The organism is Paenibacillus sp. FSL R7-0333, from assembly GCF_038000365.1.
In the GTDB taxonomy this organism is placed as follows: domain Bacteria; phylum Bacillota; class Bacilli; order Paenibacillales; family Paenibacillaceae; genus Paenibacillus_AQ; species Paenibacillus_AQ silagei.
On the sequence record NZ_JBBOBZ010000001.1, the window covers coordinates 5,727,925 to 5,751,218 of the forward strand.

Consider the following 23,294-nt stretch of genomic DNA (forward strand, 5'->3'; position numbering starts at 1 on the left):
ATGAAGACAACCTCGATGAGTACACACCTAATGAAGGCCAAAGCCAGATTCAACCCGAAGCAGGCTCTCTTGCTGCTTCTCTATCTAACCATTCTGATCAGTCTGCGCTATCTGTGGTTCAATGCCAATACAGCGTCTGAGCATCCCGAAGCACAGCAAGGGGTACTGGATATGCGGGGCTGGGACTTCGAGCATTCCCCGTCCATTCAGCTGGATGGAGAATGGGAGTTCTATCCCGGCCAGTTCATCGGCTATGAGGATTCCGCCGGACAGGCTGCGGCCGCCCCCCATTTCGTCAAGGTTCCAGGTGACTGGAGCAGCGGCTTCCCGGAAGGGGAGCAATCCTCTCTGGGCTATGGCACATACAAGCTGCGTATCCTTATAGATCCGTCACAGAATGAGCCTTACGGCTTCTGGATTCAGCGGATTCAGGCCACCTCCAGCATTGATATTAACGAGCAGAGAGAGACCAGCTTCGGGAAGCTGGCCGTAAGCAGCGGGGACTATATCCCTAAGGCGGTCTCTTACACCGCAGCCTACGACGAGCCGGGAAGGCAGGAGATTGTCCTCCTTGTCCGGGCCGCCAACTACGACCATCCGCTGGAGGGCGGGATTGTCCGGTCGATCCGGTTCGGCTCCAAGGCAGCCGTGGATACTGAACGGATGTATTCGATCGGCTTCCAGCTGGTTACCTTCGTGATCATGCTGCTGCATGCGCTGTATGCGGGGATTTTATTCTTTTTTAACCGGCGGCAACGGTCATTCCTGCTCTTCTTCCTCCTGCTGCTGGCAGTAGCAACTACCATTGTAGCCGATAACGATACGATCCTGCTGCTCTGGTTCCCTATTAACTATACATGGGCGCTGAAGCTCAAACTGCTGGCCTATCCTGCGTTATCGCTGTTCATGCTGCTGCTGACACGCAGCTTCTCTGCCTACGAACGTCCTGGCTGGCTGTTCAAAATCTATCTGCTGGTTCTGCTGCTCTATACCGCCTATGTTCTGATCTTACCGGCACATTACGTGGTCTATGCCAGACCCTTCTTCTCCGTCCTCTACCTGCTTCCAGTAGTCGGGGTAATCTATTCTATCGGACGGATGGTCATGCGGCAGGAACAGGATTCCTTCTTCCTGCTGTTTGCCGCCGCCGCCATCGGCTCCAGCGTCATTAGCGGGGCCATGGAATCGAATGCCAAAGGCAGTATCCTGTATTATCCTATAGATGTCATTGCCGCCATTATCGGCTTCTCCTCCTACTGGTTCAAGCGGTACTTCCGCAATGCAGAGGAGAACCGCCTGCTCAACCAGCAGCTCAAGGAGAGCGACCAGAAGAAAGACCAGTTCCTGGCGAATACCTCCCATGAGCTGCGGACACCGCTGCACGGCATTATCAGTATTGCCCAGACCGTAGCCTCCAAGGAGCAAGCTTCGCTGGACGAACAAAGCTCTAAGGATCTGGAGCTGCTCATTACGATCAGCCGCAGAATGTCCCTAATGCTTAACGATCTGCTCGATGTGACCCGTCTGCAGGAGAAGCGGATTATTCTCCAGCGGGAGCCGCTGGCCATGAGTTCACTGGTCTCAGGCGTGCTGGGAATGTTCGAATTCATGATTGAAGGCAAACGGCTCCAGCTGCGTAATGAGCTTCCCGCTTCATTGCCGCCGGTCTGGGGGGATGAGAAGCGGATTGTACAGATCCTCTATAACCTGCTGCACAATGCCATCAAGTACACGCAGGCCGGAACGGTCACCGTATCCGCTGCAGCCGACGGCAAGCTTGCATGGATCAGCGTAGCTGATACCGGAGCAGGGATCGACAAGGAGACGCAGGCGCGGATCTTCTCGCCGTATGAACAAGGCAGCAAAGGCATCATAGACGGCGGCGGCATCGGTCTCGGCTTAAGCATCAGCAAGCAGCTGACCGAGCTGCACGGAGGAGACCTCACGGTTGATTCAGAGCCGGGTAAAGGCTCGGTGTTCACCTTCACCCTTCCGCTGGCTTCCTCTGCCGTGGCCCGGGAGATGACGGATCAGGAGCCAGCCGCCGCAAGGCAGCCGGACCACCCGGATCTAAAGGGATTGCTGCTTGAGGAAGGCCGGCTGTTATTACAGCAGGCGGATATCATCAATCTCACAGTCCCTATAGAGTTAACGGCTCCGCCGCAGATACAGGACGCCTCTCAGTCGGCCAAGTCTCTGATCCTGGCTGTCGATGATGATCCGGTCAATCTAAAGGTGCTCTCCAGCATGCTCTCGGCAGAGCATTATCAATTGGTCACCGCTACCAGCGCCGGGGAAGCCTTGGAGCTGCTTGGCACCGAGCCGTGGGATCTGCTGATCGCCGATGTGATGATGCCATACATGTCCGGCTATGAATTAACACGGATCGTCCGGCAGCGCTTCTCCCTCTCGGAGCTGCCGATCCTGCTGCTCACCGCCCGCAACCAGCCAGCGGACATCTATACCGGCTTCCTGGCCGGGGCCAACGATTATGTCGCCAAGCCGGTGGACGCGCTGGAGCTGAAGTACCGGGTCCGCTCGCTAACCGGACTGAAGCAGTCCATCAACCAGAGCCTGCGGATGGAGGCAGCTTACCTGCAGGCACAGATTCAGCCGCACTTCCTGTTTAACACGCTGAACGCGCTGATGGCGCTGAGTGAATTCGACCAGCCGAAGATGCGCGATCTCGGAGAAGCCTTCTCCTCCTACCTCCGCATCAGCTTCGATTATATGAATTCGCAGCAGCTCGTTGGACTCTCCCATGAGCTGGAGCTGGTAGAATCCTATCTCTTCATTGAGAAGGCGCGCTTCGAGGAACGTCTGCAGATCGAATGGGAGGTTGATCCCGGCATCGAGCTGCTGCTTCCTCCGCTCACCCTACAGCCGCTAGTGGAGAACGCCGTCAGACACGGCCTGCTGAGCCGCAAAGCCGGAGGCAAGCTCCAGGTCCGCATTCACCGCCAGAAGGGATACACCTCCTTCGAAGTGGAGGACAACGGCAAGGGCATGAGCGGGGAACAGGTGGCCCGTCTGCTCGACGACACCTTCCGGGCCCACCGCGGCATCGGCCTGCTGAACACCAATCGCCGCCTGACCCAGCTCTACGGCGAAGGTCTCGTCATCCGCAGCCAGCCCGAAGTTGGCACTACAGTATCCTTTGTGATTCCTGAGCGGAGGCGGGAGTGATCCTGTAGTTATACAGCTCAGACTTTTGACCACAACACAAAGCAGCGATTCTCCAATACCGGGAGAACCGCTGCTTTTTTGAGTTTAGATATAATTCAGTATTTCAACTGATATAACCGGTAGATCAAGGCCGCAGCCTCTGCTTTACTGGCGGTCTGGGCAGGACGGAAGCTCTGATCCCCGAAGCCTTCGAACAGATGCATACTCTTGGTCAATGCCACACTGGATGCCGCCCATTTCGATATTTTGGCTCCATCTGTGAAGGAGGCAATCAATGCTTCCGGCTGGGTAACAGCCATTTTACCGTTAGACGCTGTAAGTGCACGTGCAAGCATTGTTGCCATCTCTTCACGTGTGATGGTTGCCTCAGGGTCAAAAGCTGCCGGTGATTTGCCGTTAATGATCCCGGCTGCATAAGCCGCAGCAATCTCATCCGCATAAGGATTCGTTGTCTTGATATCCTTAAACGGCAAGACCACTCCCTCACCATTCAGTCCGTAAGCTCTGGCGATCATTGCCGCGAACTGCTCGCGGGTAATCTTGTCAGATGGAGCAAATGCTCCGCCTTCGTCCAGGATTCCCTTGGTCAACAGGTAGTTGATCTCTTTCACTGCCCAGTGACTGGCAGGCACATCTGTGAATGCAGCAGCTCCAAGCATCACAGTGTACTTGCTGAAGTGTCCTCTCGGCGCAGTTACAGTTTGAGTAACAGGATCATATTTACCCCCAACCGCTTCCCAGGTAAGACTCTCCTCATTCAGGACGTACACGGTCAGATTCTCCAGATTCGCCTCCGAATATTTCGAAATATCAATGGCTGACACATCAAAGGTCACATCGATCGGCTTAGCGAAGCTCTTCACCGGCTGGCCGCCAACAGAAGCACTGAATTCCATCACTGGGATGTTAGCCAGCGGTTCTGCCTGACGGGGTTTATTAATCACAGCATTCTGTACAACTTCTGCTGCCAGATTAATCTTCTGGCCTGCCTCAACCTTACCGAAGGTATCCGGCTCAATGGTGAATGCCGTCTGATCCATTTGAATCTTCAATCCGGCAATATCATTCTCCCGCACCAGGGTAAGAATCTCGGAGGGAAGCGAGGTGTTGAGCTTATGAATCCCTTTATCAACCGGAGGTACCTTCACTGTCAGGCTCAGCTTGAGGTCAGCAGCTGTTCCTGCCCCAAGCTTGCTTGTCAGCTCTCCAGCGACTGATGCTAATGCCTTCTTGGCCGTTTCAATCTGTGCGCTGATAAATCCCGAATCCAGCTGTGAAGAGACGGCATTTCCTTCTACACTTACATTTTCTTTGGCTATTGTAACTTCGCCAGCCTTGTTAAGCGCGGCCTGGCTGGAATGAATAACAGCATCCTTCAGCTTCTGAACCTCTTCAGCCTTGATGCCCTGCGCGTTATTCAGCACCGCAGCCGCATTATTAATAAGGGTCTGGGCAACCTCTACTGCCTTGCTGGAGCTATCCAGCTTGTTCAGTAAATAAGGCGCACTTCCTATCAATTGAGTAATTGAACTCACAATCTTCTGTTTCTCTGCGGAATCCTGAATAGTTCCCAGGAGCTGCGCTGCCGTATCCATAGCCTGAGACAGACTCTTACTGTTCTGTTCAGCTTGTTCAGGCGTATTAGCCGATTTGAGTGACTCGGCAATACTGGACAGCGCATTCTGGGCAGCCGAAGCCTTCTCTGCTGCGGAGCCGGAAGTGTTCTTCAGCAAGTCTTGCAGCTTATCATTCTGCTGTTGAATCTTCTCGTTATTCCCCGTTGATGCAGCAGGAGCTGGAGCAGCCGGTGTTGCTGCAGGTCCAGGTGCTCCTGGCCCGCTTCCTCCTGGTGCCGGTGCAGGATTTGGATTCGTACCGGTATTGCCGCCGCTACCACCATTATCACTTCCCGGCGGGTTCGGGGCCGGATTAACCACAGTACCTCCAGACGACTCCAGGATTACTTTTTTGTCCAGGGTATAGGTCTGTCCATCAATAGTCATCGAAGCTTTGATCACATAAGTACCGTCAGTCAAAAGCTTGTTATCTGTATTATCATAAGTAATTGCTCTTAGCGGGTATACCAGAAAAGCCTCTTTGGATAGCACTTTCCCCGCTTCGTTCTGAATCTCATAAGTAGCCTTGTCCGGGTACAGACTCATGCTGCCACTGCTTGTTCCGCCATTGGCAACCAGAATTTGCGGCTTCTTGATTTGTCCGATGAAGTTGCCTGCCGTATCGACCAGTCCAATCTCAAGCAAGGTCGAACCAGCGGGCCTGATTAATTTACCATTCTGCAACCCCACAATATCCAGCCCTTTCAAGGCCAGTGGCGTAATCTGTGTGAGTGTGCCTGCCTGCAGCGTTCCAGGTGCGAAATGAATATCGTACTGGTATTCGATGGCACCCTTGATTTGGTCTACAGATACTACTACATCACCAGGGGTAATTTGCACCTGATTGGCATTGAACGCATAGCCTTGGAGTGTCGATTTGCCCGATGTCATATATTTAACCGCATAGATGGTCCCCGATTCAGGCGCCACCAGCGTAGCCAGCGCGGACGCACTATCATCCATCGACAAGCTATTGTCTCCTGCATCGATTACAACCTGATCACGGTATACAAAAGTGTCTGACCGGGTATGTGCCAGCATACTGTAGGTTCCTTGAGTTGCGTAGAAATAATTCTCACCTGCAGGATTGTTGTCGATCACATAAGGAATATAATCTGCCCCTGCCAAATCCTGGCGTACCACATACAGCTCATCTGTCGGCTGATCCAATATAACCTTGCTGACTTCCTGAAGCTCTTGTCTGGCGTCCAGCACCAGCGAATAATCCTTGCCGGGTTCTGTATTAATGGAGCCAAACATGTAGTAACCGTATTTGGCCTCCACTCCGTTATGGCTTCTGTTATATCGCATGAAGTCTACATCTACGGATGAAGGAGAATCTACCACCAGGAATCCCTGCGACCCAGGAGTGCGAATATAAGAATTGACAACGTAAGAAATCCCGTCGCTTCTTTTCACTGTAGCCTGGATATTCGCATCATCCAGCGGAACCCCGCCCGCATAGTTACCGCCTTCAGCCTTATCGAGGCCCCGCACACGGATGACAGCCTGCGATTGCGGATCAATCACCGCTACGTTCACACTTTTAGATAAATAATCAGCTTTCTTAAAGTACAGCTCACCTATATAAACAGCCTTGTCAGCCGGAATGGTGAACGTTCCCTGCTCATCGGTGGTGCCAAGCACCTCCCCATAACCGCTGATTTGCACTCCAGCCACCGGTTGCCCCTGGGCACCCGTATCATGCTGGCGTACAGTAATCGTTACCTTCTGCGCCTGGTCAACGGTCAGGTATGGCTTGTCTACCAGATCCACCAGCTTGCCATCATTGTCTCTAATCTCTATATCCAATTCGTTCTTCGGCAGAACCTTCAGCTCAGCCTCACTCAGCAATTCTCCCAGAACATAACCACCATTTTTATAAGTGTTTGGGAATAATTGAACCTTATACGTCCCTGATTTGGCAGGCTTCCAATTCCGCATGTTGATCCGCTGCAGCTTCCCTTCCTGTTCCTCAGTGGACCAATACAGAGATTCATCCGAGATCACTGCGCCGCTCTCATCTGTGATGATCAGCTTATAATTACTGCTGAGATCCAGACGATTCTCATACTCATCTGTCACTTTCACCAGAATATTCACACTCTCACCCAGAACAACCTGATTGCGGAGTTCAGCCCCATCGTAGTAACTGGAGCCTGGCACCAGGAGACTGATCCCGGCCTTAAAAGTACTGCCGCCACGGATGTTATACTCATCGTCAACCGGAGTGAAATACGAATTCAGTACAAGTTCATTCGGGTTGCTGCTAGAATCCGTACCGCCAAAAGTGGTGTTTGCCGTCAGACGGTGAATTTGTTCGCCCTTAGGTACATACAGATGATCATCTACGGCAAGACCCATACTGATCTGGTTATAGTTATATCTTTCGTTCAGATAAGAAATGTTTATTTTACCATGTCCCATCCCCATAGCCGGTATCTGAAGTTGCAGCTTGCTGAAATCCCGGGAATGACCCTCATAGAATATTTCATGTTTTGCTTCGGTTGGCGTGATTTTATTGCGGAATAAGATATTGACGCCGGTATCACGATTTCTTGCAAGCGACGTGAATTCATATTCCTTATTCTTCTCCAGATAGATACTTTGCCCGAAAAAGAGCTGAGAACCTCTCACATTGTCTATCTGTTTGTATCTGGTATTATCAATGAGAGAATAGTTCTCTACATATACAGGCTCACCGTCCAAGGAAGCACGGAAGCTAATCCGGCTGTAGTCACTGGCATCCTTGATGATTTCTTTGTGTATCCCTTCTTCCGTTGCGTACAATGAAGAGGCAGGAATCTGGAACATATAAGCTTCACGGTTCTCAGTGGCTATATAAGCTTTATAGTCTCCAGGCACCTCTCCCGTTCTGAATACCAGCACCGTATATCCCGGCACAGCAAACTGATTCGCCAATCCCCTGAGTCCGGAGTTGGTCAGAAACGGCTGGGTGAACAGCTTCCCCTTGGCATCCAGATAACGAACAGCCACCATATACGTACCCGCTTGCTCCCGGTCAGTTACATAGATAGGCTTAGCCTCATACTGTTCGCTTCCCTGCTTAAGCAATACGAACATTACCGGACTATTCATAGATAATTGATGATTATCCCTAAGCTGAATCTGTCCGTTCGCATCCGTGGTATAGTTAAAGGACTGATAATTCATCCATACCGCCACAGATCCATTCACAAGCGGAACACCATTATTCAGGATGGTAAGCCTTACATTCTTATCATCGCTGCGGATCTCCGATTGTGTAGCACTTTCATATGTATTGGAATCCTTAGTCATCCGTTCTACAGAGATATCAATCCCCGTAGCTGAAGGCACCCGGATACTCTGCGGGGGTGTCACCACCAGCCCCTGCTCGCCCGTATATTCGGCATGAAGAGAATATTCCTCACCGGCAGCCAGCCCTTCAAAAGAAAGATAATTGTACTCCATAGAAGTATACACCGCATCCAGCACAGTCAGCTTGGCCTCACTTCTCGCCTTCACCTTACTGGCTATCTGGGCATCTTCTTTCATAAGTACGAACTTAACCTCATTTAGAACCTTAAGATCGCTATATGTCACATCTACTACACTATTGACCGTAATCCTTTGTGTGCCGTCCGGGAGCCGGTCATTCGAGATTACCCCTGCTCTGAACGGGGCGGCTGATACCTCAAGCACACTTAATAACGATAATAATACAACCATAACCATTGAAACTGCCGTTCTTAATTTCTTCGAATACATATTCCATCTCCTTCTCCCCAGTTCAATCCATACACTTTACCTTATAGTTAGATTATTACTCCCTCCCCAGTTAATCCTATTCAGAAGACTCACAACAAGGATGTTACATTTTTTTCGCGAAAATGTCTATTACTTCCTTAACAGGGTCCCGGAAAGTTAGCTGCCCCCTGCGTTTTGTCACATTTTGTCTAATATAATTCCAAAAAACATACAAAAAAAGACGAAGACTCTAAGGTCCCCGCCGTTTCATTCTACTATTCCTCACAACACCAAAGCCGCCGTCTCCCGCTTCAGCCAAGCCCGGTGCTCCTCATCCAGCAGCGGAGCCAGCTTATCGTACACCTCAGTATGATAATGGTTCACCCAATCCAGCTCCTCCCTGCTTAGCATAGACGGCTCAATCGCCCGGAGGTCTATCGGCAAATAACAGAGGTCTTCAAATTTCAGGAATCTTCCGAACTCCGTAGTCACATCCTCCGTAATCAGCAGCGTGTTCTCCGTACGGATCCCATGACGGCCTTCCTTATAGACTCCCGGCTCTACCGTGATAATCATCCCTGGTTCCAGGACGACAGGATTCGACTTGAAGCTGAACCGCTGCGGCTCCTCATGCACATTGGAGTAATAGCCCACCCCATGTCCGGTGCCGCACTTGTAATCGAGGCCATTGTCCCACATCGGCTTGCGGGCGAGAATGTCGAGGGTAGATCCGGTGGAGCCATAGAGGAACTTGGCCGTAGACAGCGCAATCACAGACTTCAGCACCAGTGTAAAATCTCTCTTCTCCTCATCCGTCAGCGCGCCAAGCGCCAGTGTGCGGGTGATATCCGTTGTCCCGTTCTGGAAGTGCGAGCCCGAATCCAGCAGATACAGGCCTCTGGCTTCCAGCTCTACCGGATGATCGGCGGACGGCGAGTAGTGCATCATCGCAGCATTCGCGCCGTAGGCAGAGATACTGGAGAAGCTTAGCTCAGCGAACAAAGGCTGCTGCCGCCGCAGCTCCAGCCCCTTCTGGTCTGCTTCCACCTCTGTCACCGGACGCACGGGGACGGTCTCCTGCAGCCATTTGAACAATCCTACAAGGGCAACGGCATCCTTCAAATAGACATCACGGATATTACGGATCTCCACCTCGTTCTTGATCGACTTAAGGGCCACCACAAGACCCGGCGCTTCCATAATAGAAGCGGATTCCGGGATGGCAGCCGCCAGGCTATATCCGGTTTTATTCGGATCGTACAGCACGGAAGCCGCTTCAGGGAGCGTCTGCAGGAACGGAAGGATGTCCTCATACTCCCTGATCTCCACGCCATCCCGGGCCAGCGTCTCCTTATCTTCCGTGATGGCCTTATGCCCTCCGGCGAACAAGATTGCATGATGTACCCCTACTACGGCAAAAGCGGTCACATACGGATTGAACGGGATATCCCGTCCCCGGATGTTGAACAGCCAGCACAGATCATCCAGCGCGGACAGCACATAATAATCAGCGCCTTGACGCTTCATGGCCATCCGGACCTGCGCCAGCTTGTCTACCCGGCTGAGGCCCGCATATTGTTCATCATGCAGCATTAGCGGCTCGGCCGGAATCGCCGGTCTGTCCGTCCAGATCGCCCCTACGGGGTCGAGATCAGTGATCGTCTGAATCCCTTTCTCCGCGAACTTGGCCTGCAAGCCCTTCATAGCGGTTACGGACAACGTTCTGCCGTCTACCGCCATACGTGCGCCCTGCGGCAATTGCTCGGCCAGCCATTCATCCCATTGCAGGACGCCCGGCTCGGCCATACGGAACATACGGATGCCCGAGCCCGCAAGCTCCCGCTCCGCCTGAATGTAATACCGGCCATCCGTCCACAAGCCTGCGTCCGTTGCCGTGATCACAGCCGTTCCGGCGGAACCGGTGAAGCCGGTAATCCAGCGGCGGCTTTTCCAATGCTCCCCCTCATATTCACTGATGTGAGCATCCCCGCTGGGTACCACGCAGGCCTCGATCCCGCGCTCCGCCATCCATTCTCTTAGCTTATGTACTTTCTCCTTAGGCAACATACCAGCATCTCCTTCTCTCTATCTAGTCTACTGAACCATCATACACCTGCATTTCCTATAAAAAAAGATGAAGACCCTCAGGTCTCCATCGTCTCATTGTCATCTTTCCGTACCAGCTTCCGCCGCTGCTTCCCCTTCTTGATCCACAGCCGGTCCTGGTCATCCCGGTAGAATCTGATCCCGAACAAGCGCAGCGGTGTCCACATTTCCCTAAAATAATAATTAGGCATGGTCCATTTCTCCCAGACTATAAGTAGATTTGCTCCTAATTATAGACCGGGATACCTGGTTTGTTTGTCGCATTGTGGAGGGCAATGGGGAATAGCATTACTTTTTTTGTAAAAAGGCCCTTTATAGGTATGCTTCAATTTGAACTTTGTATTGTTCGTTCTCTTCTTCATTTGCTTGATGTCGATGCTGCCCAAACAGATCGACACATTTGATTACATTGCTCTCGTTATTGATTCTAGCGGAGGTTTCCAAACTTTGCAGAATAAATCCAATTCCTTCTTTGCGCTTGTTATTTAAATAATAGGCTGCTAATTCAGCGAGGAATTGAGTGTGTTGGTCCAACATAACCTGCCTATTATAATCGCCAAATTCTGTAGAATACGTCCGGTATGGAATATAGGCAGCAAATCTCTCCAGAATAGAATCAACATTCCAATTGTAGCGGTTAGCCGATGTGATAATATTGTGTAAAGCTATGAATATCTCATCTGGTCGCTCAGAGATAAATTCGACATATTCAGAGAGGGCCTCATATTGGCCTCCCATCACCCGATGGAGCAGTCTGTTTGCGGTACCCCACTCCTGGAACTGAGCCATAGTCCGCTTCACTTCTTCATTGTCCTCCTGTATCCAGCTCCCATCCATATAGAGGAACACCCAATCTAATGCCGATTGATAGTCTCCTAATTTCTCATACACAGTTGAACGGATAAGCTGAGCGTACAGGATATAGAAGTACAGGGGTTTCTCGGTTTTTTTCTCGTTACTCTCTCTACGGTCCGACTGAAGCTGAAGATTATAAAGAAGAGTTGCTAAACGCAGCATTTTCTTCGCCAATTCATCCACTTTATTCCACCGATGCATTGTAGCATATACATGACCCAAATGCTTCAACCCGTCTAATTGATCCGCTTCATCCAGCCGGTCCAGGTAACATTCGAAGAGTAGCGCCGCCTGCAAATTCTGCGTCTGGTCATCACCAATGGCGATTTGGAATAGACGGTATTGGCATAATGCGAGTCGCTCGGAATTCTGATACTTCTCACTGACACTCACATTCTTATACAGCAGCTCGGCAGCTTGCCACAGCCCCTCTTGAAACAGTCCTTCAGCCACTTCGAACAGCATGGGGGCATAGACCAGATTCTCTAGCAGATTCTGAACCACCTGTTCAACGCAATCCAGACGGCCCAGCTCAGCGGAGCGCACAAGAAAAGGCCGCAGACGCCGCCAGGTGGGTGACGAGAAATAGAAACATTCATCCACATATAAACTGTAAAAATGATCCTCCGGCAGATCCATCGCCTTGGTAATTATCTCCAGATGGTTCATCGCAATGGGCTGCTGACCACTAAGTATCCGGCTGAGCGTTCCTGAATTAATTCCGGATTGTCCCGAGAATTGATTAATAGGCATTCCCTTCTGCGACAAATACAACGCTAATTGATCGCGAATCATAGTTCTAGTAGGGACCATGCAAACACCACCTAACTGGAATCCAAAAATTATTTGTTTATTGTATAGATGTAATAATATGTCACATTATACCAATGGTCAATAACATAGAGTACTTCAGATTAGTCTAATCCGTGAACTACAGGCAACCGGTTTGCCATGATGGCAAAAAAATAGAGACCCTTAATAGTCTCATAAGGTCTCTGTTGTCCCGATATCACATTTGCGAAGCCGCTGTCTCTGCTGCTGTCTCTGATGTTCCCCCCGCTTCACCTACTGCCGATCCGCAATATTCCGCTAGAACCGATCTGTATCCATCACGAAGGTGTCGTGCCTTATCGGCGGAACCAGCGCTTAACAGCTATAAAAAAGCAGAGTGAAGGTCTATTTTAGAAGACTTTTCGCTCTGTTTTTTTAAAAATAAGTGCTACTGGAAAACCAAACGAAATTTACAAGACACTTAATTATATATCTCGTACAACAAACAGGAGGTGTCCCGTTCAGCTTTATTATAGCTAAACGGGACACCTCTGAAGGATTAATCTGTTTTTCTTTTGAGATATTCATCTAAATACGATTGGGCAAATTCGTCCGTAGGACGTAGCCCTAAATTTTCATACTTCCAAATTGTAAATTGTTCAGCAGGGGAGAACTGAACTTCATCGTAACTATAATCAATATTAAATTTTCCGGATTGATCTAAATACATTGTAAGATTCGTCCAAGGTTCAGGAGAACTTTTAAGTGATTCTTGATTTAGCTCAACGAAATACTCTACTAACTCTCTGTCCAACCTATTATATATTTGATCGTCTACCCCATATATCTCAGGAATAGATTGACCAAATATCAACTCGTTTCGGGTGGTAGAATTGTAATAAAAATAGACTATTCTTGATCCTGGCAATATCTCAGCATAGAGATAAATTTTATCCCATTCATCAGGAATTATTCCTACGAGCTTATTCCCTATACGCTGATACAATTCTTCAATCTTATTCACAGATAGGTTAACCTCCAACTTGATTTAAGATTGTTACTTTAGGATATGCAACATTATTAATCTTATATATAACTTCAAAAGAAGATGGTCTTTGTGATATAGCAGAATAAATTGGCATTATTTTAACATTAACACTCCCATTTGCTTGTAGCGCTTTCCTCCAATCTTCCTCCATTTTGTACCACTTTCCTGATGCTCCATTAATTTGTGCATTCATAGCAACCAGATTATCCAATTCACCAGATCCATTAAACGAAGAAGCTATTAAATGCCCTCCTACATCAGGATTATCCAGTTCTCGTACACGATCTTGTCTGCCCACTATACCTTGGGCATATTCATTTCTTGGCGCTGCTTTTAGTACAAGATCTCCTTCTACTTTAGCAATTCTACCAAGATTATCAGTGGAATAAGTATATCCATTTACTTTATAAGTTGTACTCGCTTTAAGCACTTTGATTCTACCACTCTTCGTAAAATGCTGTCCAGTCATTGCATCTTCATAAGTTGTATTAATTTGGGGAGTTGTTTCAGCCCATTTTGTCTCTAAAAAGTTTTTATATCTAGCCTGTGCAACTTCATTAGTTCCTTCAATTAATTGAGCTTGATTAAAATTCATTCGCCCAACGTCTGCGAACTCAAGTTCTATTCTTCCATTATACCCTGAGTAAACATTGGTGATTAGTGAATTCAAGTCACTTGACGTATTTTTTATGGCCGACTTTAAATTACTTATCGAGCTTCCTGCTTTTTGTAGAATCGTATTCACTTTTGTTGAGTTATAAACTCTTAGTATAGCGCTTCCTGCATAGTTGGTGAATTTCCCAATGACTGGACCAGCAGCAGTAAAACCAGCCGCAAGAGCAGCATCTTTTGTGTTTCCTGATACGAAACTAATAATTATACTTCCACTTCCCGCAACAACACCAACTAATGGGAAAACAGAAATTAAATCAAGACTTTTCTGAAGATCTCTTAACGCATCTGAATTTGTATATGCAAGATATTCGGTTTCCCACAAGGGGCCCATGGAATTTATAAAAGTATTGATATCGACCCAACTACCATTTCTATTTCCACCAAAAACGTTATATTGCGACATACCATCTACCTTATAGAAAGTCCCTGACGATTCAGCCCCCCATTGTCTTACATAGACACCACTATTCTTCTTCTTTTCAAAGTATTTTGCTAATGCTGCTTTAATACTCTGCGGGGTAGCAAAATATCCTGCTTTGTATAGAGTCATCTCCATAGGTATTGTGATATCTTCATAGGTTTTCCCTGTGAAAGTATTATTAATCCAAGCTCTTATAGTAAGCTGATTGTTTCCGACAAATTGAACTTGTCCCCAACCATTTTTAAATCTATTGATTGATAGATACGTTCTGATGTGTACCATTCCTGCTGGAGCTTGCTGAGTTGACGTCTTTTTTCCCGTCGTATCTGTTTTCATATGTTTCGCAGACATTTCGATATTATCATAAGGGTTAATTGTTGCACCCATAGGAGTAATAGTATTTAATGAGTTAAATGTTTCAACCTGGGTTTGTGATGTAAACATTGGCTCATTATCTATTCTTTTTAATTCTCCATTATCTAAGGCAAGCAAAACTTCTCGCTTTAAATCTTCCATCCAACCGTCTGGTAATTTCCTTCCATTTAATTTTGTGGTATACAAAAGTCCTATTGATCTTCCAGCGAAGTTATTATATAAATCCATTATTTTTTGGTCCGCTGGATTATTAGGTTCCCCCTCTTCATGCGCTGTTCCCCATCTACCAGCCCAATTATAGCCAACATAAGAAGAATCAGCGGCCATCAGTGCTCCCCAGTAAGCGTGTCTAAATGCATCGCCATTTCCATTACTTAATTCACTTATGTCAAACATGTTCTCTGCACTAACTAATGCTAGTGCACCTAAAGCCAAAGACCAAAATGCTTTTGTTGGGTTTTCTTTCTCCAATGCCAATTCTTGAGAATTCAAAGGACCAGGTTCGTAACCACTATCGGATGTAGTACTGTTTGCACTAAATGAACCGGTTTGTAATGCAGATTTCTCAGTAATCTTTAAATTATTATTCATCTTTACTCTTAAAGATTTGAAAAATTCATTTATTTCATCCCCACTAGAATCGGGATGAGTATACAGATAATCATATACCTCCTGTAATTTACCATCAAAGTCATAATCGGATATGCTTCTCGCACCGTAAACATTTTCTGATACAGACGGGATAATCGAAAATTCGTATACACTTTCCGATACACTTAAAAATTGCACATTATTCATGGTTGCATCTGTTCTAGGAGTAAGGGACACTGTATCAGATGTCTCTGTTACATTCATTTGTTGCAATAAGTAGTTTGTAGAGTACCAATAATCCATGCCTTCTTTTATGTAATCTATACCTTCGACTAATCCATTGATATCACCAGTCAGGCCGGAAATATTTACATAAGTTTTACCATTCCGATAGGTTCTTGCATTATATGCTCCTTCATTGGTAGAGAGCCCATCTACTTTGACTTCTAGATTCTTATTAATATAACCATCAGTCGTGACTTGAAGGACTTCACTAGAATGTGATCTATTCCCTAGGAGGTCAAATGCAGTTACTGCATAGGAATAGGTTGAAGAACTTTTCAAATCATTGATGGTGTATTTAGGTTCAGTTGATATGTATGCTTTGCCTGTCTTTTGATCATGAATTATATATTTACTAATTCCCGAACTATCAGTTGATGGTGTCCAATATAATGTAACACTATTTAACTTAACATCTCTATAAGCTAAATTGGTCGGTGTAGTTGGACGCGTGGTGTCGCTAAAATCAATAATACTGATATTACTTGCCAAAGATATATTATTTGCTTCATCAACTGCCTTTACCTTGAATCTGTTGATAGATGGCACACTAATGTTAGGGACTAAAAAATTCGTATTTGGTGTCACCCCAATCAATGAGTCACCATTGTAAATGTTATACTGCTTTATACCTACATTGTCTGTCGCTGCACTCCAAGATAGGTAAACGTTAGTATAATCAAAGGTTTCTGACACTAATCCCGTTGGAGCACTTGGAGCTTCTGTGTCTCCATAAGAAGTATTTAAAGTTATAAGTTTCTCATGACGATTCCAATCACTAGTACTATCTGCATACCACACCTGCTGAATTGTGTATATAGTGTTAGGCTTCAAGTCATATATTTCATAAAATCCGCTAGAAACGCTCCAACTCTTACCTATGTCAGACCAAGTATTTGTACTATGGTCAAGTAGAAATAACCCATTTCCGTGCTGATTTGGTATGGGATAATTAACGAAAACAATTAATGAAGTTGAACTAGAACGCATTACAATTAATTCTGGAGCAATAGTCTTAGTTTTTGCGTAAGCAAAATTCTCTTGTCTAGTCCAAGAGTGTGTGTCATCTGTATACCAATACATCTGTGCAGCATAGGATCTTCCTGGGATAAGACCTGTAACCTTATATGTACCTGTTTTGGCATAATAAGAACCATAAACATCTTTCCATTCCATTGTGGTTTGATCTTGAATTGCCAATCCATTTCCGAACTGACCATCAATCGGATATGTTACATTAATATTAAGGGAGTACTCTGTTACATCACTTACACTTATTGTTGGGGTGGATTGTAAAGTAGACACTCCTTTTAAAGACATTTTTTTCACAATATTCTTCGGTTTAACTGGAGCACTCAATGGCGCAGCCGTTTCAACCTTTTTTTTCGCTTCCTGTTCAGCTTTTTTTAGTCCATCAAGAATTTCTTTTGGATACTCAGGGAGGCCTGAAGTGGGGAGGTCCGAGGATGCATTTGCCAAGTTCGGAACAATAAGCATAAATACCAGGTTCAATACTAAAAGTACTTTTAATAATTTAAAATTTCTATTACCTTTTTTAAATTCCATTTACAATCTCCTTTTATATGTTTTTAACAAATCAAAAGTCAATAGTTAATTACTCACTAATATCTCCTCCTTTAGTATCCATTAGGCCAACTTTTCCAATATACAGCATAGTATAATTTTTAGTAAAGAGTTTTTTTACATATCTTTTGTATAATTCCTTTGATAATTAATAGTATTTATATTAATCATTCGTCTTTTGTAAATCCAAACCAAGCTAACATGGTGGCAAAAAAATAGAGACCAAGTGGTCTCGTAAGTATCCATCGTCTTGATATTACGTTTGCGAAGCCGCTGTCTCTGCTATTTCCCCCGCTTCACCCAACGCTGATCCGCAACTTCCCGCTAGAACCATCCAGACTTCTTTTGTTGTCAGAACTACCTTACCTGCGGAACCAGCGCTTGATCTGCTCCAGCGCCCCCTTCGCTTCCGGGCCATTATAGCCGAAGGCATTACCAATCATCTTGATATATTCGTTAAAAGTCGTCTCCCGGCTATACCGGTCACTCCACCACGCCTTCGCGTTATAGCCCGAGTCCGCCCCGATATAAGTCAGCTCAATCCCCGACTTCTTATACACATGATCAAATATAAACTTCACCCGCCGCATATGAAAATCCGACGACACCACAATCGCCGACTTGAATCCCTCCTGCTGCATGATCGGAAGCGTGAGCTGCGCGTTTTGGTAGGTGCTCTCGGCAGCGTCCTCCGTCAGAATAGCGGATTCCGGGATGCCTAAGGAGAGGGCGGTTTCGCGCATGTCGCCGGCGGGGCCGGTGATCTCTTTAGCGTTAGACAGCAGGATCTGCGGCGCGTTGCCTTCTTGAAACAGCTGAACCCCTTGCTCCACCCGCCCTCCCCCGCCGCTGAGGATGATGATAACGTCTGCTTGCTTGGGAGCCTCAGTTACGGGAAGGAAGAGCCCGGCGCACAGGAACAGAAAGAGCATTAACAGAAGGGGCAAGTACAGAAAGAGAATTCTTTTTCTGCGCTTGCCCATCTTGGTCCTAGTTAGGTTACGGCTCATAAGCTAATTCCGGTACTCGCCGCTAAGAATCTGTTCCCACCACTGTGCATTCTCGGTATACCACTGGATGGTCTGGGCGATCCCGGTCTCGAACGTATACGTAGGCTTCCAGCCCAATCTCTCCAGCTTAGCCGGATCAATCGCATAACGTTTATCATGACCCAGCCGGTCGGTAACGAATTCAATCAAATCCTCGGATTTCCCCAAAGTATGAATAATCGTCTTCACAACCTCAAGATTGGTGCGTTCATTATGCCCGCCTACGTTGTACACCTCACCGCTTACGCCCTTATGCAGCACCAGGTCAATCGCAGCACAATGATCCCACACATGCAGCCAATCCCGGATATTCGCACCATCTCCATAAACAGGAACCTTCTGTTCATTCAGGACCTTAGAGATCGTAAGAGGAATGAGCTTCTCGGGGAAGTGGTATGGGCCATAATTATTAGAGCAACGGGTAATGTTCATCGGCAAGCCGAAGGTCTCGTGATACGCACGGACTAACAGATCGGACGACGCTTTGCTGGCACTATAAGGACTATTAGGCTGCAATGGCGTCTCTTCCGTGAAGAATACCGTAGGGTCCCAGTCCAGCTCACCATACACTTCATCCGTAGACACATGAACGAACTTAGTCATTCCAATAGCACGGGAAGCATCCAGCAGCACCTGGGTTCCCATCACATTCGTGCGGACGAATACCGCCGGATCGGTAATAGAGCGGTCCACATGACTCTCGGCTGCGAAATGAACCACATAATCAAATCGCTCTTTTGCAAAAAGTGACTGAACAGCCTCACGGTCAGCAATATCCGCCTGGATGAAGTGGTAGTTCTCCCGATCTTCAATCTCCTTGTGCTTGGAGAGATCACCCGCATAGGTCAACAGATCCAGGTTATAGACATCGTAATCAGAGTACTTATCGATCATGTACTGCACGAAATTCCCGCCAATGAAACCGGCACCTCCGGTAACCAGCAATTTCTTTCTATTCATCAATTATTACACCTCAGAATCATTCAATTTGATTTCGACCTGCTTCAGGGAGTACAGGTAAAATTCAGAACAGCATCTTGCAGCAACGGAGCCTGCTCGTCTTTGCCGGAGAGAATGGGGGTAACGTGGAGGGGCCACTCAATCCCGATAGCCGGATCATTCCAGAGAATGCCGCCATCACAGTCTGGAGCATACAGCTCATCACACTTATACTGAACTTCAACATCCTCGGTCAGCGTCATGAACCCGTGGGCGAACCCTTTGGGAATGAGCAGTTGCTTCTTATTCTCTGCGCTTAGTTCAACACCGAACCACTTGCCGTAAGCGGGACTGCCTGCTCTGACATCCACGGCCACATCGAAGATGACCCCACGGGTGCAACGCACCAGCTTGGTCTGAGCTTTGGGATTGAGCTGATAATGCAGGCCGCGCAAGGTGCCCTTAACCGCAGAATAGGACTGATTATCCTGTACAAAAGCAATATCGATCCCATTCTCCCTGAACTTCGCATCACTGAACGTCTCCATGAACCATCCCCGGTGGTCCCCAAATACCGCAGGTTCAACTATATACACGCCTGGAAGCGCTGTTTCTGTTAACTTCATATCCTCTACACCTCTACTGCTTAATATTGAATTTTCCCGGTAGCAACCTTGATCAGGTACTGCCCGTAGCCCGTCTTGCTCAGCTTCTGCCCGCAATGGAGCAGGTGCTCCTTCGTAATCCATCCGTTAATATATGCAATCTCTTCGAGCGCGGCAATCTTAATCCCCTGATGATCTTCAATCGTCCGGACAAAATTAGTGGCATCCACCAGACTCTGATGAGTCCCCGTATCTAGCCAGGTAAAGCCGCGGCCCAGGAGTTCCACATCCAGTTCTCCCATCTTAAGATATGCTTCATTAATAGAAGTGATCTCAAGTTCACCCCGGGAAGAAGGCTGCACGTTCTTGGCAATCTCCACAACACGGTTATCATAGAAGTAGAGACCCGTAATCGCATAATTAGACTTAGGCTGTACCGGCTTCTCTTCCACACTCAGTACCTTGCCTTCATCATTGAACTCCACCACACCGAACCGTTCCGGATCATGGACATGATACCCAAACACAGTCGCCCCCTGCGCCTTCCCGGAAGCACGCTGAAGCATCTTACGAATGCCATTCCCATAATAAATATTATCGCCAAGAATCATAGCCACAGAGTCATTCCCAATGAACGATTCGCCCAAAATAAAAGCCTGAGCTAAACCGTCAGGACTAGGTTGAACTATGTATTGTAGGGAAATGCCGAACTGAGAGCCATCCCCCAAAAGACTCTCAAATCTTGGAGTATCCTCAGGTGTGGAGATGATAAGAATGTCTCTAATCCCCGCGAGCATTAAGGTGGATAAGGGGTAATAAATCATGGGCTTGTCGTAAACAGGCAGCAGCTGCTTACTGGTGACCATGGTTAATGGATAGAGCCGGGTGCCGGAGCCTCCGGCTAGGATTATGCCTTTCATAAGGTTCACCTCACTTATTATTTGGCTTCATAATATTTAACATACCAGTCAGTAAATTTCTGCAATCCTTCTTCAATAGATGTGCTCGGCTTAAACCCCACCGCGGCTTGCAATAGCTCAGTAGATGCATAGGTTGCTGGTACATCTCCAGGTTTGATGGGTTCAAATATTTTATTAAATTCAACCTCTCTGCCCAGACTCTTCCCTAAACACTTCTCTAAGGTCTCTATGAAGAACATCAGCTTCTCAGGATTGTTATTACCTATGTTAAAAATCTTATGTGGTACAGCATCCTCAGGAGCCTTACTCAGAATTCTGCGAATCCCTTCAACAATATCATCAATGTATGTAAAGTCACGATACAAATCATGGTTGAAATCTCCGTTATTAAATATTCTTATCGGTTCTCCATTAAAGTATTTCTGGGTAAATCCGAAGTAAGCCATATCCGGTCTCCCTAATGGACCATAGACAGTAAAAAAGCGCAGGGCTGTTGTTGGTATTTTATAGAGGTGACTATAGGTATACGCCATTAATTCATTCGATTTCTTAGTAGCAGCATATAAAGATTCTGGATGATCTACTACATCCGTTTCTTCAAACGGGACCTTCTCATTCGAACCATAAATAGAACTGGATGAGGCGTATACCAGATGATTGACGGGATTATATCTACAAGCTTCAAGGATATTAAAAAAACCTACAACGTTACTCTGAATGTATACATCCGGATTATCTATGGAATGTCTAACTCCAGCTTGAGCTGCCAGATTAATGACAATGTTGGGCTTATGCTCTTCAAATAGACTTAATATCAATTCTTTATCAGCAATATCACCTTTAATAAAGCTAAAATCCTCATAAGGTGTAAGTTGCTCAAGCCGTGTGTACTTTAGATTGATATCATAATAATCATTGATATTATCGATACCAATGACCTCACACCCGTGTTCAAGAAGTTTTTTAGCTAAACTTGATCCTATAAAACCTGCTACTCCGGTTACTAAGTATTTCTGCTCTGTGTCTAAAGGAATATAGTCCAACTAACTCGTCTCCTCTATATTTATATGGATTTATGCAAAGGCTGATTACCTCCCGATAGAGTAGTATTCAATACCTGCTTCTCTCATCTCATCAACATTGAAAATGTTTCTGCCATCATAAAGCAGTGGTGTTCTCATCAGCTTTTTAAACTCTACAGGTGAGACAGCCTTAATTGATGCCCATTCGGTCATAATGAAGCAGACATTGGCGCCATTAAGTGCTTCATCAATATTCTCAACATAGTGGATCTTTCCAATTCCATGGATACCTTCAGGATACTTTTGAGCAAAATTTTCTTTTCCCACAGGATCATATGCATAAATATCTGCACCTTGTTCTAGTAATAAGGGGATATTCTCTAGTGAAGCAGCCTCTCTTAAATCATCTGTTCCTGGTTTAAAGGTAAGTCCCAGCACTGCCACTTTTAGGCCATTAAAGGTAATCAGCCTTTTAGATGCCTTCTTAAATAGAACGGTCTTTTGACTAGTATTCACATCTATAGCAGCCTTGACTGTCTTAAGCTCATACCCATGTTGCCGGGCAAGATACTCCAGAGCCTTCGTGTCCTTCGGAAAGCAGCTTCCCCCGTATCCGATGCCTGCATTTAAGAATTTGCTGCCGATGCGCTCATCAAAAGACATACCTCTGGCAACATCCTGGATATCGGCACCTACTAACTCACAGAGATTGGCGATATCATTCATGTAAGATATTTTCAATGCCAAAAAGTCATTGGACGCATACTTGATCATCTCTGCCGATCTACGTCTTACAGGAACAATAGGGATATTGAAGGGCTCATAAATGCGCATTAAAATATCTTCTGCCCATTTACTTTCAGTTCCAATAATAATCCTTGCTGCTTGTAGGGTGTCCTTGACCGCTGTACCTTGAGCAAGAAATTCAGGATTAGAGGCCACTTCTACTCTGATCTTCTGTCCAATTCCATTACCAATCAGTTCTTCACCATTATGTGGCAAGAAATCGTGAATGAATTGTTCTACCTTATCATTAGTTCCAACTGGAACTGTAGATTTCACTACAACCAAACAATCCTTCTCTATAGTTTCTGCAATTTGTCTGGCAACAGTTGCTATGTATGATAGATTGGCTGATCCATCCGGCTGTTCAGGCGTACCTACACCTATAAAAATAGCATCTGCATTTTTATATGCTTCAGCATAATTAGTAGTGTAATCGATTCTTCCAGCAGCGTAATTCTTCTGCATAAGTTCTTCGAGATCAGCTTCATATATGGGCGAAACTCCAGATTTCATAAGCTGAACCTTATCTTCATCAATATCTACACATACGACTTGATGGCCTACTTCTGCGAAGCATACGCCGGCTACTAAGCCGACGTAGCCAGTTCCGGCTACTGCGATATTAAACATATTGATATGCCATCCTTCACATTCAAATTCAAAAAAATCAACAATTTTGATAGAATATTAATATAACAAAAGGAATTTAAACTACAAGTTTATAAAAGTTCAAA

Annotated in this window: 13 protein-coding genes; 1 reads left to right on the plus strand and 12 read right to left on the minus strand. The window is 46.4% G+C overall.

Annotated elements, in window-relative coordinates; translation table 11 throughout:
- Positions 1 to 15: 15 nt before the first annotated feature.
- Positions 16 to 3,186 carry a hybrid sensor histidine kinase/response regulator gene (locus MKY86_RS24195; protein WP_340827540.1) on the plus strand — a complete coding sequence of 1,057 codons (3,171 nt, stop codon included), beginning with the start codon at positions 16 to 18 and terminating at the stop codon, positions 3,184 to 3,186.
- A 95-nt stretch (positions 3,187 to 3,281) separates the two neighbouring features.
- Here the strand turns inward: MKY86_RS24195 and MKY86_RS24200 are convergent, their stop codons facing one another.
- The 12 genes from MKY86_RS24200 to MKY86_RS24255 all read right to left on the minus strand — a co-directional run bounded on the left by MKY86_RS24200 (position 3,282) and on the right by MKY86_RS24255 (position 23,190).
- Positions 3,282 to 8,552, minus strand: a complete 5,271-nt coding sequence (locus MKY86_RS24200; RefSeq protein WP_076079402.1) for an S-layer homology domain-containing protein — start codon at positions 8,550 to 8,552, stop codon at positions 3,282 to 3,284.
- A 261-nt stretch (positions 8,553 to 8,813) separates the two neighbouring features.
- Positions 8,814 to 10,598, minus strand: coding sequence for an aminopeptidase P family protein (locus MKY86_RS24205; RefSeq protein ID WP_076079401.1), 1,785 nt, complete (start codon positions 10,596 to 10,598; stop codon positions 8,814 to 8,816).
- 77 nt (positions 10,599 to 10,675) lie between these two features.
- Entirely contained in the window at positions 10,676 to 10,828 is a 153-nt protein-coding gene (locus MKY86_RS24210) for a hypothetical protein (RefSeq protein WP_340827541.1), read from the minus strand.
- 121 nt (positions 10,829 to 10,949) lie between these two features.
- Complete coding sequence (locus MKY86_RS24215; protein WP_083685103.1) at positions 10,950 to 12,305, minus strand: helix-turn-helix transcriptional regulator; 1,356 nt, start codon at positions 12,303 to 12,305, stop codon at positions 10,950 to 10,952.
- Positions 12,306 to 12,822: 517 nt separating this feature from the next.
- Complete coding sequence (locus tag MKY86_RS24220; RefSeq protein WP_340827542.1) at positions 12,823 to 13,287, minus strand: immunity protein YezG family protein; 465 nt, start codon at positions 13,285 to 13,287, stop codon at positions 12,823 to 12,825.
- A 7-nt stretch (positions 13,288 to 13,294) separates the two neighbouring features.
- Positions 13,295 to 17,221 carry a DNA/RNA non-specific endonuclease gene (locus MKY86_RS24225; protein WP_076079400.1) on the minus strand — a complete coding sequence of 1,309 codons (3,927 nt, stop codon included), beginning with the start codon at positions 17,219 to 17,221 and terminating at the stop codon, positions 13,295 to 13,297.
- Between the two features lie 380 nt (positions 17,222 to 17,601).
- Positions 17,602 to 18,249: a YdcF family protein gene (locus MKY86_RS24230; protein ID WP_076079399.1), complete on the minus strand. Its 648-nt coding sequence runs from the start codon at positions 18,247 to 18,249 to the stop codon at positions 17,602 to 17,604.
- Between the two features lie 3 nt (positions 18,250 to 18,252).
- On the minus strand, positions 18,253 to 19,248 hold the full coding sequence (gene rfbB / locus MKY86_RS24235) for a dTDP-glucose 4,6-dehydratase (RefSeq protein WP_076079398.1): 996 nt from the start codon (positions 19,246 to 19,248) through the stop codon (positions 18,253 to 18,255).
- Between the two features lie 44 nt (positions 19,249 to 19,292).
- A complete protein-coding gene (rfbC, locus tag MKY86_RS24240; RefSeq protein WP_076079397.1) occupies positions 19,293 to 19,853 on the minus strand; it encodes a dTDP-4-dehydrorhamnose 3,5-epimerase in 561 nt (186 codons plus the stop codon).
- 20 nt (positions 19,854 to 19,873) lie between these two features.
- Positions 19,874 to 20,752 (minus strand): glucose-1-phosphate thymidylyltransferase RfbA, encoded by an 879-nt coding sequence (gene rfbA / locus MKY86_RS24245; RefSeq protein WP_076079396.1) that lies wholly within the window; start codon positions 20,750 to 20,752, stop codon positions 19,874 to 19,876.
- Positions 20,753 to 20,769: 17 nt separating this feature from the next.
- On the minus strand, positions 20,770 to 21,795 hold the full coding sequence (locus tag MKY86_RS24250) for a GDP-mannose 4,6-dehydratase (RefSeq protein WP_076079395.1): 1,026 nt from the start codon (positions 21,793 to 21,795) through the stop codon (positions 20,770 to 20,772).
- Between the two features lie 45 nt (positions 21,796 to 21,840).
- Positions 21,841 to 23,190, minus strand: a complete 1,350-nt coding sequence (locus MKY86_RS24255) for a UDP-glucose dehydrogenase family protein (protein ID WP_076079394.1) — start codon at positions 23,188 to 23,190, stop codon at positions 21,841 to 21,843.
- Positions 23,191 to 23,294 lie beyond the last annotated feature (104 nt).